At 32.2% G+C, this 13,139-nt stretch carries 13 protein-coding genes; 7 read left to right on the top strand and 6 right to left on the bottom strand.

What is annotated here, in order from left to right:
• The first annotated feature begins 49 nt into the window (after positions 1 to 49).
• A complete protein-coding gene (locus tag ACFFGA_RS11130; RefSeq protein ID WP_386063879.1) occupies positions 50 to 1,444 on the top strand; it encodes an exopolysaccharide biosynthesis polyprenyl glycosylphosphotransferase in 1,395 nt (464 codons plus the stop codon).
• Between the two features lie 3 nt (positions 1,445 to 1,447).
• Here the strand turns inward: ACFFGA_RS11130 and ACFFGA_RS11125 are convergent, their stop codons facing one another.
• Positions 1,448 to 2,617: a lipoprotein N-acyltransferase Lnb domain-containing protein gene (locus ACFFGA_RS11125; RefSeq protein WP_386063876.1), complete on the bottom strand. Its 1,170-nt coding sequence runs from the start codon at positions 2,615 to 2,617 to the stop codon at positions 1,448 to 1,450.
• A gap of 40 nt (positions 2,618 to 2,657) precedes the next feature.
• A complete protein-coding gene (locus tag ACFFGA_RS11120) occupies positions 2,658 to 3,728 on the bottom strand; it encodes a putative type IX sorting system protein PorV2 (RefSeq protein WP_386063873.1) in 1,071 nt (356 codons plus the stop codon).
• Positions 3,729 to 3,872: 144 nt separating this feature from the next.
• Between ACFFGA_RS11120 and ACFFGA_RS11115 the strand changes: the two genes are divergently transcribed.
• Both ACFFGA_RS11115 and ACFFGA_RS11110 read left to right on the top strand, forming a co-directional pair.
• Positions 3,873 to 4,631 (top strand): CDP-alcohol phosphatidyltransferase family protein, encoded by a 759-nt coding sequence (locus tag ACFFGA_RS11115; protein ID WP_386063870.1) that lies wholly within the window; start codon positions 3,873 to 3,875, stop codon positions 4,629 to 4,631.
• Between the two features lie 22 nt (positions 4,632 to 4,653).
• Positions 4,654 to 5,472 (top strand): TerC family protein, encoded by an 819-nt coding sequence (locus tag ACFFGA_RS11110; RefSeq protein WP_386063868.1) that lies wholly within the window; start codon positions 4,654 to 4,656, stop codon positions 5,470 to 5,472.
• Positions 5,473 to 5,832: 360 nt separating this feature from the next.
• On the opposite strand, the gene lptB is transcribed toward ACFFGA_RS11110, so the two are convergent.
• From lptB to ACFFGA_RS11090, 4 genes are all read right to left on the bottom strand, one after another.
• Positions 5,833 to 6,573, bottom strand: a complete 741-nt coding sequence (lptB, locus tag ACFFGA_RS11105) for an LPS export ABC transporter ATP-binding protein (RefSeq protein WP_386063865.1) — start codon at positions 6,571 to 6,573, stop codon at positions 5,833 to 5,835.
• 73 nt (positions 6,574 to 6,646) lie between these two features.
• Positions 6,647 to 6,994: a carboxymuconolactone decarboxylase family protein gene (locus ACFFGA_RS11100; protein WP_386063862.1), complete on the bottom strand. Its 348-nt coding sequence runs from the start codon at positions 6,992 to 6,994 to the stop codon at positions 6,647 to 6,649.
• Entirely contained in the window at positions 6,987 to 7,811 is an 825-nt protein-coding gene (tatC, locus tag ACFFGA_RS11095; protein ID WP_386063859.1) for a twin-arginine translocase subunit TatC, read from the bottom strand. Before tatC ends, ACFFGA_RS11100 begins: the two co-directional genes overlap by 8 nt.
• On the bottom strand, positions 7,811 to 8,776 hold the full coding sequence (locus ACFFGA_RS11090; protein ID WP_386063856.1) for a KpsF/GutQ family sugar-phosphate isomerase: 966 nt from the start codon (positions 8,774 to 8,776) through the stop codon (positions 7,811 to 7,813). Before ACFFGA_RS11090 ends, tatC begins: the two co-directional genes overlap by 1 nt.
• Positions 8,777 to 8,863: 87 nt before the next feature.
• Here ACFFGA_RS11090 and recQ point away from each other — a divergent pair, with 87 nt between their 5' ends.
• From recQ to ACFFGA_RS11070, 4 genes are all read left to right on the top strand, one after another.
• A complete protein-coding gene (gene recQ / locus ACFFGA_RS11085) occupies positions 8,864 to 11,065 on the top strand; it encodes a DNA helicase RecQ (protein ID WP_386063853.1) in 2,202 nt (733 codons plus the stop codon).
• 109 nt (positions 11,066 to 11,174) lie between these two features.
• Entirely contained in the window at positions 11,175 to 11,834 is a 660-nt protein-coding gene (locus ACFFGA_RS11080) for a hypothetical protein (protein WP_386063851.1), read from the top strand.
• Positions 11,835 to 11,853: 19 nt separating this feature from the next.
• The gene (locus ACFFGA_RS11075) at positions 11,854 to 12,225 is read left to right on the top strand and encodes a hypothetical protein (RefSeq protein ID WP_386063848.1); all 372 of its coding nucleotides are present in this window, start codon (positions 11,854 to 11,856) and stop codon (positions 12,223 to 12,225) included.
• A 169-nt stretch (positions 12,226 to 12,394) separates the two neighbouring features.
• The gene (locus ACFFGA_RS11070; protein ID WP_386063845.1) at positions 12,395 to 13,087 is read left to right on the top strand and encodes a hypothetical protein; all 693 of its coding nucleotides are present in this window, start codon (positions 12,395 to 12,397) and stop codon (positions 13,085 to 13,087) included.
• Positions 13,088 to 13,139: the final 52 nt, after the last annotated feature.

Genomic DNA, 13,139 nt, shown 5'->3' with positions numbered 1-13,139 from the left:
TTTTAAAATTGGATTTACTTGTTATCTTTACATCACACCAAAACTAACAATGAAGCGTAAAAAAGGCATCCATTTCGAGGTCTCTGAGAGAAAAATTCTTCTTAGAATTGTGGATTTGGTTATGGTATTTTTGGCCATCTATAGTTTAAGTTTTTTTTTAGATTTTGAATACATAATATTCAATGAAGAAAATACAGTTGCTTTAGTTTTACTAGGAATCTATATAACAATTTTCGGAACTGTATTTGAATTATACGACTTACAAAAGGCGAGTAAGTTAGACACAACTTTCAGAAACATAGTTATTACAACTTCTACAGTTGTATTGTTTTATCTTTTAACACCAGTGTTGTCGCCTTATTTACCTGAAGAACGTATTCAGATAGTCTATTTTTATCTCGCTATTATTATATCCATTCTTTTATGGAGATTAATCTACATAAACCTTATAGAGTCACCAAGATTCTACAAGCGCGTTCTTTTAGTTGGGGAAGTTTCAAATATTGATGGTTTAGTAAAAGCTCTAAATACATCCGATCCTAATTATAAAATTGTTGGATTTATAAACAGTGAGGTTTCTACAGATGAGTCGATAAAGTTTAAAGGCCTTAAGGAATTTGAGGCGAAACATTTTCTTGATATAATTGATAAAGAAAGAATATCAGAAGTATTGGTAGCAAGTTTTAATACCGAATCTATTATTGCTGAAGTTTACCACGATTTAATGTTGTTGTTGGAACGTGGATTTAAAATAAGAGAATATACACAAGTATATGAAGAGCTACTGTATAGAGTACCAATACAATTTGTAGGAAAAGATTTTTATAAATATTTCCCTTTTAGCAGAAGTAATGAAAATAAGCTTTATATATTTTTTCAACGTGGTTTTGATGTTGTTTTTGCAATCTTTGGATTAATTGTTGGTATAGCCCTATTGCCTTTAATTCTTTTGGGTAATTTATTGGGTAATAGAGGACCGCTTTTTTATTCTCAGGAGCGTGTAGGCAGAAATAGTAAAACATTTAGAATATTAAAGCTCAGAACAATGATTGTCAATGCTGAAAAAGACGGTATTAAGTGGGCAAAAAAAGATGATAAACGTGTCACTGCATTCGGAAAGTTTTTAAGACGTTCGCGATTAGACGAAATTCCACAGTTTTACAATGTTCTAAAAGGTGAAATGAGTATTATAGGTCCAAGACCAGAGCGACCTTTTTTTGTTAGCGAGTTGTCTCGAATTATTCCTTTTTACGAAACAAGACATATCATAAAACCTGGTCTTACAGGGTGGGCTCAGGTAAATACAAGATACGGCTCTTCAGTTGATGATAGTTTAACTAAGCTTCAGTACGACTTGTATTATATTAAGCACAGAAGTATGTTCTTAGACTTTAGTATTTCTATTAAAACTTTAAGTACAATATTATACTACAGAGGTCAGTAACGCTTAACTTTTACTAAAGAATTTTAATATATAAAAGTATCTTACCAGTACTGCAAAAAGTAATGGAATTAAGCCAATGGCAAATATTTGAACGCCAATAAGCCAATGCAAGGTTAAAAGGCAAAGCATTATAATTAAGAACTTTATATAATTTTTAAACCAATTCTTAACCTGTTTTTTAAATAACTGACCAATAACAAAAATGTTAAGCGGTACAGCCCATAAAACATTATAATTCTGAGCAGTAGCAGAATGGTCTGTGGCAAACCATAAAAGTAATAAGAGCACTCCTATAATACCTGTAATACTAAACAAAGAAACATCTAACCAATTACTTCTTTTATTGTTTTTATAGTCTCTATAAGTGATATATAATATCAATAAAGCAAAAACACCTAATATTGCTAAAGGACTAAATAAGAAATTTGAAGTCGATTTTGTATCCCTCTTTTCAAAAAGCGTAGATCCACTTTTTACTAATTTTTTATCGGTACCGATTTTTGCAACTTCAAAAAAAGAATGAATGTATTTTGGTAAAAACATATAATCCTTTGCAGTAGCATTTTTATCTATCACCGAACCTAAAGCTATATCAATACCCAAACTTCCCCAAGTATTTCTATTTAAATGCTCGTGTATAAGTTGTCTAAAGGTTTTTTGCTCAAAGTTAGCTGGTAAATCAAACTGAATATTATTACCCGTTACATTATTTGCTACATCCCTAATTCTGGTTGCACAATTGTCATAAAAGAAATCGTACAAATACCTTCTGTTTTCGGGTTTGTAATTATTTTCTAAGAAATTGAAAAGCTTCTGTTTTTCCTCAGGCAAGAGATTGAGAACTTGTTCGTTTATAGAACGATTATAGCTTGAATAATGATAATAAATATCGGAGAAATTATGCCTGCTGATAAGGTAATTTAATTTGCCTCTAGCAAACTTGAGATAAAAATTTGGAGCGTCAAAATCGTATTCACCATAACCATAAACGACATCAATACCTCTGCTTTTATCTTTAATTCTAAAGGCGTTGTGTCCAAAAGCATCATTTAAAGATGAACCAGGTCCAAATGTTAATACAGAGACTTCAGTATCTTCGGTTAGTGTGTATTGCTGACCAGATGCCAACAACATGGTAAAAAGAAACAAAAAGGTGAGTATTTTTTTTATCACAAAATCCAAGTTTTATTTGCTAAATGCCCTTTGAGGGTTACTATCTAAAAACACTGAAATCTATTTTTAAAGAAAACACATTAGAGTATAAGGCAGCACTTTGGTCACCAATGTCTGTAAATGCATAATCTATTTGTATACCTTTATATTTAAACCCAACACCAAAATTTGGTTGAAAGGTTAAGTCTTCAGAATCATCAATTTGTCTTTCGTTCTGAAAATTACCAACACCACCTCTAAGGAAAACTAAATCGGTATAGCCAAACTCAAATCCCAATGCAGGATTTATGCTTGCGAAAGATGTTGAAAACACATCGTTATTTTCTTCAAATCTAACATTTAGGTTTGCTGCAGCTAAAAGAGAATAATCATAATGAAAAATCCATTTTTTAGACATTCCCAATTGCAGTTTTGGTATTGTTATCTCTGTTGTTTCTGGTAATTCTTGGTTTTGTCCTTCTACTGCACCGCTTATTTGTTCAAATTTGTCTTCATCTATGGACCACGAATTGTATGTTGTGGTAATATCTCTTGCCATTAAACCAAATTTCCATCCTGAGTCGTTTTCAAACTGAATTCCAGCATCAAGACCAAATCCCCAAGACGAAGCAAAGTCTCCTATAATACGTCTAATAACTTTAGCATTGACTCCAAAATTAAGACCATCTAATGGTAATTTTCTGGCGTATGAAAATGTTAATCCATAATCTGCAGTAGAAAAGGTACTAATTCTATCATAATTAACATTGCCTTGGTCGTCTATGAGTTGTGTTGTGTCCAAAATATCATCAACACCAAATCTAATGAGCGATATACCTACTGCACTTCTATCATCAAGAGGCATTGCATAGGCTATATAATTGTAGTTGGCAATATTTGCAAAATAACTAGAGTGCATTAATGCGAGTTGATTGTCTTCTAGATGCACCAATCCTGCTGGATTCCAATATCCAGAATTTACATCACCAGTTTGTGACACAACAGCGTTACTCATTCCTAAAGCAGCAGCATCAACACCTATATTCATAAATTCGTTAGAATATTTTCTGGTGGTTTGAGCCGAAGCAAAAAGTGTGGCAAGTGTTAAGACAATTACAATGTAATTTTTCAACAGCAAAATTTTTTACAAATATGCACAATTTTTCTATCTATTTAACTTCAAAATAGGCTTCTTATTGTTTAATTAATAACGCAATTTGAAAAAAATAATAAGTTAAGCTCAAATACTTTTATATTTTTACAAAAAGTTAAATCGATGAGTTTAAAACGACACATACCCAATATAGTTACGCTTTTAAATTTGTTTTCGGGTTGTATTGCCCTAATTTTTGCGGTACATGGCAATTTTGTAGCAGCCGCAATATTTGTGTTTTTAGGAATATTTTTTGATTTTTTTGATGGTCTATTGGCCAGAAAACTTAATGTGCAAAGTCCGTTAGGCATTCAATTAGATTCTTTAGCAGATTTGGTGACGAGTGGTGTGGTACCTGGTGTTATAATGTTTGAACTAATTTCATTGACAGTAGATGCACCAGATTATTCAACATACAGTGATAGCTGGAACTCAATGTTTCACTGGCAAGGTTTTAAGTTGTCCGTTCTACCACTTATAGGTTTGTTAATTCCATTAGCATCAGCATATCGTTTGGCTAAGTTTAATCTAGATGAAGACCAGCAAACCTATTTTAAAGGACTTCCGGTGCCAGCAAATACATTGGTCATTTTATCCTTACCACTTATTTTAGAGTATCAGAATAGTGATGTAATAAATGATATTATAATTAACAAATGGTTTCTAATAGGCTTAACGCTTTTAAGTTGTTATTTGTTGAATTCTAGCATAAAACTATTTGCTCTAAAATTTAAAGATTGGAGTTTTAAAAACAATGCTACGCGTTACATATTTTTAGTTATAAGTTTGGTTGTTTTAATCGTTTTGCATTTTGCAGCAATTCCACTTATTGTTTTCTTTTATATTGCACTGTCATTATTAGACAGAAAGAACATTCATTAATCATTTTAATAGTTTATAACCTATGGCTGAAGTAATTTTTACACTGTTAATGCTTGTGATGCTGCAAGCAGTTTTAGGGTTTGATAATTTGCTCTATATCTCATTAGAATCTAAAAAAGCACCAGTATCAGATCAAAAACGTGTTAGAAAAGTAGGTATTCTTATAGCAATTGTGTTGAGGATAGCACTTCTTTTTATACTGGTTTCGGTTATTGAGTACTTTCAAGAGCCCTTTTCATTCTTAACAGGGAAAATAGAAAATGTATTAGATTTTGCCTTTAATGGGCATAGTTTAATAGTACTTGCTGGTGGAGGCTTTATAATTTATACAGCAATAAAAGAGATTTGGCACATGATTTCTATTAAAGATTTGAATCATGATGTAGAAAGTGATGGAACCTCAAAACGAAGTAAATCTGCCAATGCAGCAATTGTAAGTATTGTAATTATGAATTTGGTCTTTTCTTTCGATTCTATTTTGGCTGCCATAGGTTTAACTAGTGATATTGAAAACTCAACAACAGCATTTATCGTAATGGCGATTGCCATTGTAGCAAGTGGATTATTGATGCTTTTATTAGCTGATAAAATCTCTGTATTCTTGGCAAAAAATAGAATGTACGAAGTCTTAGGACTGTTTATCTTATTTATTGTAGGTATAATGTTAGTCACCGAAGGAGGTCATTTAGCACATCTTAAAATCTTTGGAAACGAAATTGTGCCAATGAGTAAAACCACATTCTATTTTGTAATTGCTGTATTGGTAATTGTAGATATTGTACAAGGTCGTTATCAAAAGAAGTTGATAAATGAGGTTGCTGATTCACAGAAAATGGATTAGGTATGAATAGGTTCAAAACGAAATTCTTTTTCAAAGTATTCTTCGTGTTGATGCTTATTGAGTTTTTAGTTGGACTCTTAGATGCTTATTTAGCTTTCTACAATTCTGATTTAAATACAATTACCTCTTGGTTAATGTTTGTTTTTAGTTTACCTATTAGTTTTATAAGTCGGGACTTGCCTTTTTATGTAGCTGAAGGTACAGTTGCCGCTATATTATATTGGGTGCTAAACCTCTTAATTCAAACTACCATTATATATGTTGTGATAGAATTATTTAAAAGCAGAAAAACATTCAAAAATTAGTAGATTTCTGCCTGCACAGGAATGACAAAGAGAATTGCCAAATAACGCTTAGCATTTAAAACTCAAGCTTCTTCTTACGAAGCTCAAAGTTTTGCCCTAAGTAAACCTTACGTACCATTTCGTCGCTAGCCAATTCTTCAGGGACTCCTGCTTTTAAGATACCTCCTTCAAACATTAAATATGTTTTGTCGGTTATAGCAAGTGTTTCTTGTACGTTGTGGTCTGTGATTAAAATGCCAATATTCTTTTTTGTAAGCTTGGCAATAATACGCTGGATGTCTTCTACAGCAACAGGATCTACACCTGCAAAAGGCTCATCTAAAAGGATGAAATTTGGGTCAGTTGCCAAAGCACGTGCAATTTCTGTTCGACGACGTTCACCACCAGATAATAAATCACCTCTATTGGTTCTTATATGTCCTAAACCAAATTCCTCAATTAGGGATTCCATTTTAAGATGTTGCTCTTTCTTGCTTAATTTAGTAAGTTGAAGCACGCTTAAAATATTATCTTCAATACTCAACTTTCTAAATACAGAAGCTTCTTGTGCCAAGTAGCCAATACCGTTTTGAGCACGTTTGTACATCGGGAATTTTGTAATGTTGGTATCGTCTAAAAAGATATTTCCACCATTAGGTTTAATGATACCAACAATCATATAGAACGATGTTGTTTTCCCTGCACCATTAGGTCCAAGCAAACCAACAATTTCACCTTGGTTAACTTCCAAAGAAACGTCCTTTACTACTTTTCGTCCACTGTAGGACTTCATTAAATGCTCTGCTCGTAACTTCATAACTTTACTATGAACGCTAAAAATAACAAAATCATATAGATTGTGGTGGAGTTAGCGTTCATTTATAATAAGTTTAACCTTGATTCTCTAATGCTTCCCAATACTCATGGGCACGCCTTAAGTGCGGAATTACAATCGTACCACCAATTAAAGTTGCTATGCCTAGAGCTTCGCTAATTTCTGATTTAGATAAGCCTTCTTTATAGGAAGATTCTAAATGGTACTTTACACAATCATCACATCGCAACACAGCAGAAGCAACCAAACCTAACAATTCTTTCGTCTTTTTATCTAAAGCACCTTCTTGAAAAGCATTAGTGTCTAGATTAAAAATACGTTTTACAATTTTATTGTTATCTGCTAAGATTTTATCATTCATTTTAGAACGATAATCATTAAATTCTTTGACGATATCAGACATTTTTCATTTTTCTTTTTTGATTTCTAACAACAATTGCAGAAATATAAATACTAACTTGATATAATATTAAAATTGGTATTGCAACGATAACTTGACTTGCAATATCTGGAGGTGTAATAATTGCAGATAGTATTAAAACAATAACTAGTGCATATTTTCTGTATTTTCTTAAAAATTGAGGAGTTACCAATCCTATCTTAGTTAAGAAGTAAATAATAATTGGCAATTCAAAAACAAAACCAGATGCTAATGCAGACGAACGCACAATAGCAATAACTGAGCTTACATCAAATTCATTAGAAATCTGATCACTAATGTTATAGTTAGCTAAAAAGTTAATTGATAAAGGCGTTACTATATAGTATCCAAATAAGACTCCTGTAAAAAATAGAAGCGAAGCAATAACTAAAAAACCTCTTGAGTTTTTACGCTCACTAGATTTTAAACCAGGACTTATAAAACTCCACAATTGGTAGAGTACATAAGGAAATGCAACAATAAAACCAGCATAAATGGATGTCCAAATATGTGCAGAAAACTGACCTGCAACTGTTCTGTTTTGAATTTTAAAAGGAAACTTTTCAGCACAAAACGTTGTGTCTGTCATTCCGAAAAACTTAGAGACTTGACAAAGTCCATTGTAGGTGGCAAAATCCATACGTGTCGGACCAAAAATAATAACATCAAAAATGAACTTATAAAAAATACCAGCTAGCGTAGCAGCAATTACAATCCCTAAAGTTGCTCTAATTAAATGCCATCTTAAATCTTCGAGATGGTCTAAAAAAGACATCTCGTCAATATTCTTCTTCGCCATTATATAATGCCTTCTTTTATTAAATCATGAAGGTGAACAACACCTGCATATTTTCCTTCGTGTTCTACAAGCAATTGCGAAATACCAAATTCTTCCATAATCTCTTTAGCATCTACAGCCATAGCGTCTTCTGCAATGCGTCTTGGGCTGTTACTCATAATATCTTTAGCTTTTAAGCCTGTAATATCGTCACTTTTGCTTAGCATACGTCTTAAATCACCATCTGTAATAATGCCAACAATTTTGTCATTATCAATAACAGCGGTAACACCAAGCATTTTTTCTGTAATTTCAACAATGACTTCCTTTAAACTTGCCTGTAAACCGACTTGTGGTTTTAAGTTTTGAGATGATAAATCGTTTACTCTTAAATACAGTCGTTTTCCTAAGGCTCCACCTGGATGGTATTTTGCAAAATCTTTACTAGAAAAACCTCTTAATTCCAAAAGGCAAATTGCCAAAGCATCTCCCATTACAAGTTGTGCTGTGGTACTTGTTGTTGGTGCTAAATTATTCGGGCAAGCTTCTTGCTCAACATAGGTATTCAGAATATATTCTGCTTGCTGACCTAAAAAAGAATCTTTATTACCAGTAATGGCAATCATTTTGTTTTTAGCATTCTTAATAAGTGGTACTAGAACTTTAATTTCTGGTGTGTTGCCACTTTTAGAGATGCAAATCACAACATCATCTTTTAAAATTAATCCTAAATCACCATGAATAGCATCTGCAGCATGCATAAAAACAGCTGGTGTTCCGGTAGAATTTAGAGTTGCTACTATTTTATTGGCAATAATTGCACTCTTACCAATGCCTGTAATTATGACTCTTCCTTTAGAATTATAAATCAATTCCACGGCACTTGCGAAGTCTTCTGTAAGTAATTCTGACAAATGTGCTATCGCTTCACTTTCGGATTTTATGGTGCTTTTTGCAGTATTTAAAATAGATTGAGCAGTGTTCAAAATTAATTATTTATTGTGTTTTTTAGAATTAAAGAAATTGTTATCTTTAAGGTTATGCAAATGTATATAAAATACTAATAAGGATTAATGAGTATTGCAGAAATTGACTTACACTCCGCACTAAAAAAATACTTTGGTTTTTCGGGATTTAAAGGTCTTCAGGAAGAAGTTATTAAAAACGTCGTAGCTGGCAATAACACTTTTGTTATTATGCCTACTGGTGGTGGAAAATCACTATGTTATCAACTACCAGCGCTTATTAAAGACGGAACAGCAATTGTGGTTTCTCCACTTATTGCTTTAATGAAAAACCAAGTTGATGCTATTAGAGCGGTATCGGAACACGAAGGAGTAGCCCATGTTTTAAACTCTTCTTTAAATAAAACAGAAGTACAACGGGTGAAAGATGACATTACAAACGGTATTACAAAATTACTATATGTAGCTCCAGAATCTTTGACAAAAGAAGAATATGTTGACTTTTTAAGATCTGTCAAAATTTCTTTTATGGCTGTAGATGAAGCACACTGTATCAGTGAATGGGGACACGATTTTAGGCCAGAGTACAGAAATTTAAGACATATTATAAAGCGTATTGGTGATGATATTCCAATCGTTGGACTTACGGCAACAGCTACGCCAAAGGTACAAGAAGACATTCTTAAGAGTTTAGGTATGAGTGATGCTGTAACATTTAAAGCCTCATTCAACAGACCTAATTTGTATTACGAAGTACGTCCTAAAACAAAAAATGTGGACGCAGACATTATTCGTTTTGTAAAACAGAACGAAGGTAAATCTGGAATTGTCTATTGTCTAAGCCGTAAACGTGTTGAAGAATTAGCACAAGTATTACAGGTTAATGGTGTAAAAGCTGTGCCTTATCACGCTGGTTTGGATGCTAAAACAAGAGTGAAGCATCAAGATATGTTCTTAATGGAAGACACCGATGTTGTTGTGGCAACCATAGCTTTTGGAATGGGAATTGACAAACCAGATGTGCGTTTCGTCATTCACCATGATATTCCTAAGAGTATTGAAAGTTATTACCAAGAAACAGGTAGAGCAGGTCGTGATGGTGGCGAAGGTCATTGTATAGCTTACTATGCTTATAAAGATATTGAGAAGCTCGAAAAATTCATGTCTGGCAAACCTGTAGCCGAACAAGAAATTGGTCATGCACTTTTACAAGAAGTCGTAGCTTTTGCCGAAACTTCTATTTCTAGACGTAAGTTTATACTGCATTATTTTGGTGAAGAATTTGATAATGAAACAGGCGAAGGTGGTGATATGGATGATAATGTCCGTAATCCTAAAAAGCAGGTCGAAGCCCAAGATGAGGTAAAAATACTTCTAGATACAGTTCAAAAAACCAATGAAAAATACAAATCAAAGGATTTGGTACAAGTCATAGTTGGTAAGTCTAATGCTCTAATTTCTTCACACAAAACTGATGAACAACCGTTCTTTGGAGTAGGTAAGAGTAAAGAGGCTAGATATTGGATGGCATTGATACGTCAAGTTATTGTTGCTGGGTATTTAAAAAAGGATATTGAAACCTATGGTGTATTACGCTTAAGTGATTCTGGTAAAGATTTTATAAAAAAGCCTAAGTCCTTTATGATGGCTGAAGATCATGTTTATGATGATGAATCTAATGACGGCATTATAACCAATACTAAAGGTGGTGGAGCAGTAGCAGACGAAAAGTTAATGACCATGCTCAAGGATTTGCGTAAGCGAAATGCTAAAAAATTAGGTGTGCCACCATTTGTTATTTTTCAAGATCCATCGTTAGAAGATATGGCTTTAAAGTATCCTATTACTTTAGACGAATTATCTAATGTGCATGGAGTAGGTGAGAGTAAAGCCAAAAAATATGGTAAGGATTTTATTGCTCTAATTGCCCAATATGTAGAAGAAAATGATATTATGCGACCAGATGACATGGTTGTAAAATCTACAGGATCTAATTCGGCTTTAAAACTCTATATTATACAGAATGTAGATAGAAAACTACCTTTAAATGATATTGCTTCTTCAAAAGGTATGGAAATGCCAGCGTTTATTAAAGAAATGGAATCTATAGTGTTTTCTGGTACGAAACTGAATATTAGCTATTGGATAGATGAAATTCTGGATGAAGACCAGCAAGAAGAAATCCATGAGTACTTTATGGAATCTGAAAGCGATAAAATTGATGATGCTGTTGAAGAGTTTGATGGCGACTACGAAGATGAAGAGTTACGTCTCTATCGTATTAAGTTTATGAGCGAAGTGGCGAATTAAAATTCCAGATTCTTACTATAAATTATAAAAAGTTGTGTTATCCTGAGATTTTATCAGGATAACACAAATGATTATTACTATATAACGAGTTGGGCATAATAAGAAAAAAATGAGTTATGAAATAATTAACAACATCACAGGACAATTTCTTTTAAGTTCTGACATTGATAAAGGTGCTGTCAAGAAATTACTCAAGCATTCAAATTTGAATTCTATACAATTTAGCGAACCAGTAACTGACAAAAATGTTTGGATTAATATCAAGGAAATAATAATTCCAAGAAAACCAAAATTGGAATTATTTGTTTACTCAAACCACAACAAACCTTGGGATTTGTCATTTTTAGAATTATTTCCAAATCTTAAAACTTTTGGAGTCAGCGGTTATATGGAATGTTCGAATATTAACTCAATTGGCAATCTTGTTAACTTAAAATCTCTATCAATTAATGTTTATAACATAGAAAATATTGATTTTTTAGATAAGATTAATTCTTCTTTAAAATCACTAATTTTAGGCAACACTAAATCAAAAAAAATTGACATATCAATTTTATCAAGATTTGATAATTTAGAAAATTTATCAGTTTGGGGACATAAACGAGGTGTCGAAGAAATTTCTAAATTATCCTCTTTAGTGAAACTTCAACTTTCTGTTAATCTCGAAAATTTAGATTTCATTTCGCATCTAGACAAATTACGGTCTGTCAAATTGAGTTTTAGTGAAATTAAAAATCTAAATGCATTAACTAAATTAAAGTCCCCTTAAATATCTTGATATTTATCAGTTGAGAAAATTAGGCAATATTGAATTTATTTCAGAGTTAAAAAGTCTTCAATATCTTGTATTGGCTAATTTACCAAACATTGTGAATCTTCCTGATTTTAGTCTTAATAAGCAACTAAGAAGAATTGATTTTGAAAATTTGAAAGGATTAACAAATTTAAAGAGTTTAGAATTTGCAGAAGTTCTAGAAGAATTTCGATTCGTGAATTGTAGTCACTTACAACCTGATGACTTACTTCCTGTTTTAAGGAATAAGTCCATAAAGGATGCAATAGCCGGTTTTGGGAGTAATATAAAGAATAATAAATTTGACCAACTTAAGACTGAATTCGGATTGAAAAAACATAATTGGAATGAATTTATATTTAAGTAAACTACTATGCCCAACACCGTATAAAAATAATTGCGGTTTAGTGCTAAATCAAAGGTCGTTGCGTATTTGTAACGTCTGATTTTCCGAAGGAAAATCTTCGTACGCAAACACGCAACTTTTCATATACATACATGTTGGCAATAATTAGACTCAAAACCTGAATTGAACTATGAACATAAAATTTCTGATTTTTTCATTACTAATCTATTGCAATATCTATTCTCAAAATTCAGTAGAAGAAAATCAGATTAGTGTAATGCTAATGAATTGCTATGAAGGAAGCGAAATGGATGAATCGAAAATTGATTTTTCTGACTACTTCGCTATTTATGAAAAAGAAAAATATTTAATAACTAATTTCAAAATAAAAAAATATAATTCCGATAGTATTGCTCAACCAAAGTTCCTAATCAAAGGATTGAACTCAATAAAGGATTCTACAAATGGTAGATGGATTAATCGGAAAATGTATCCTGGTGAAACAATAATATTCTCTGTCCCAAACTTGGAAAATGAAGAAAAAAACAAATACTATTGGATTTATATAAAAGGTGAGATAATAGAAACTGAAAACAATGAATTCCCATACTTTAAAGAAATTAAAGATTATGAATTGAGAGTAGCTTCTGGAAAAACTAATGAAAGTATAGTCAAAATGGATATTGACTCTTGGTCAGCAGGTGGATTTGAAGGCGGAATTTATCTTTATTGGATTGGAGATTTAAATGGAGATAATAGACTAGATATGTTGGTTGGAACTTCATATCATTACGCTGGAATTGAATTAATTCTCTATTTATCTGACAAAACCGACAAAGAATTATTTGTGAAACATACAGTTGGAAGTTGTTCTTCCTGCTAAAAATAACTATGGTAAACAGAGGCTATAGTTAATTACCAGAAACCAATAACCA

It is taken from the genome of Winogradskyella pulchriflava, assembly GCF_042434315.1.
Lineage (GTDB): Bacteria > Bacteroidota > Bacteroidia > Flavobacteriales > Flavobacteriaceae > Winogradskyella > Winogradskyella pulchriflava.
Note: the sequence above shows the minus strand (reverse complement) of the source record. Positions and strands in the feature narration are given on the sequence as shown.

Excerpts from the sequence above, each read along its gene's own strand:
- lptB (WP_386063865.1), bottom strand. The coding sequence starts at position 6,573 with ATGAAGTTACGAGCAGAGCATTTAATGAAGTCCTACAGTGGACGAAAA.
- ACFFGA_RS11115 (WP_386063870.1), top strand. The coding sequence starts at position 3,873 with ATGAGTTTAAAACGACACATACCCAATATAGTTACGCTTTTAAATTTG.
- ACFFGA_RS11110 (WP_386063868.1), top strand. The coding sequence starts at position 4,654 with ATGGCTGAAGTAATTTTTACACTGTTAATGCTTGTGATGCTGCAAGCA.
- recQ (WP_386063853.1), top strand. The coding sequence starts at position 8,864 with ATGAGTATTGCAGAAATTGACTTACACTCCGCACTAAAAAAATACTTT.
- ACFFGA_RS11070 (WP_386063845.1), top strand. The coding sequence starts at position 12,395 with ATGAACATAAAATTTCTGATTTTTTCATTACTAATCTATTGCAATATC.
- tatC (WP_386063859.1), bottom strand. The coding sequence starts at position 7,811 with ATGGCGAAGAAGAATATTGACGAGATGTCTTTTTTAGACCATCTCGAA.
- ACFFGA_RS11100 (WP_386063862.1), bottom strand. The coding sequence starts at position 6,994 with ATGTCTGATATCGTCAAAGAATTTAATGATTATCGTTCTAAAATGAAT.
- ACFFGA_RS11130 (WP_386063879.1), top strand. The coding sequence starts at position 50 with ATGAAGCGTAAAAAAGGCATCCATTTCGAGGTCTCTGAGAGAAAAATT.
- ACFFGA_RS11080 (WP_386063851.1), top strand. The coding sequence starts at position 11,175 with ATGAGTTATGAAATAATTAACAACATCACAGGACAATTTCTTTTAAGT.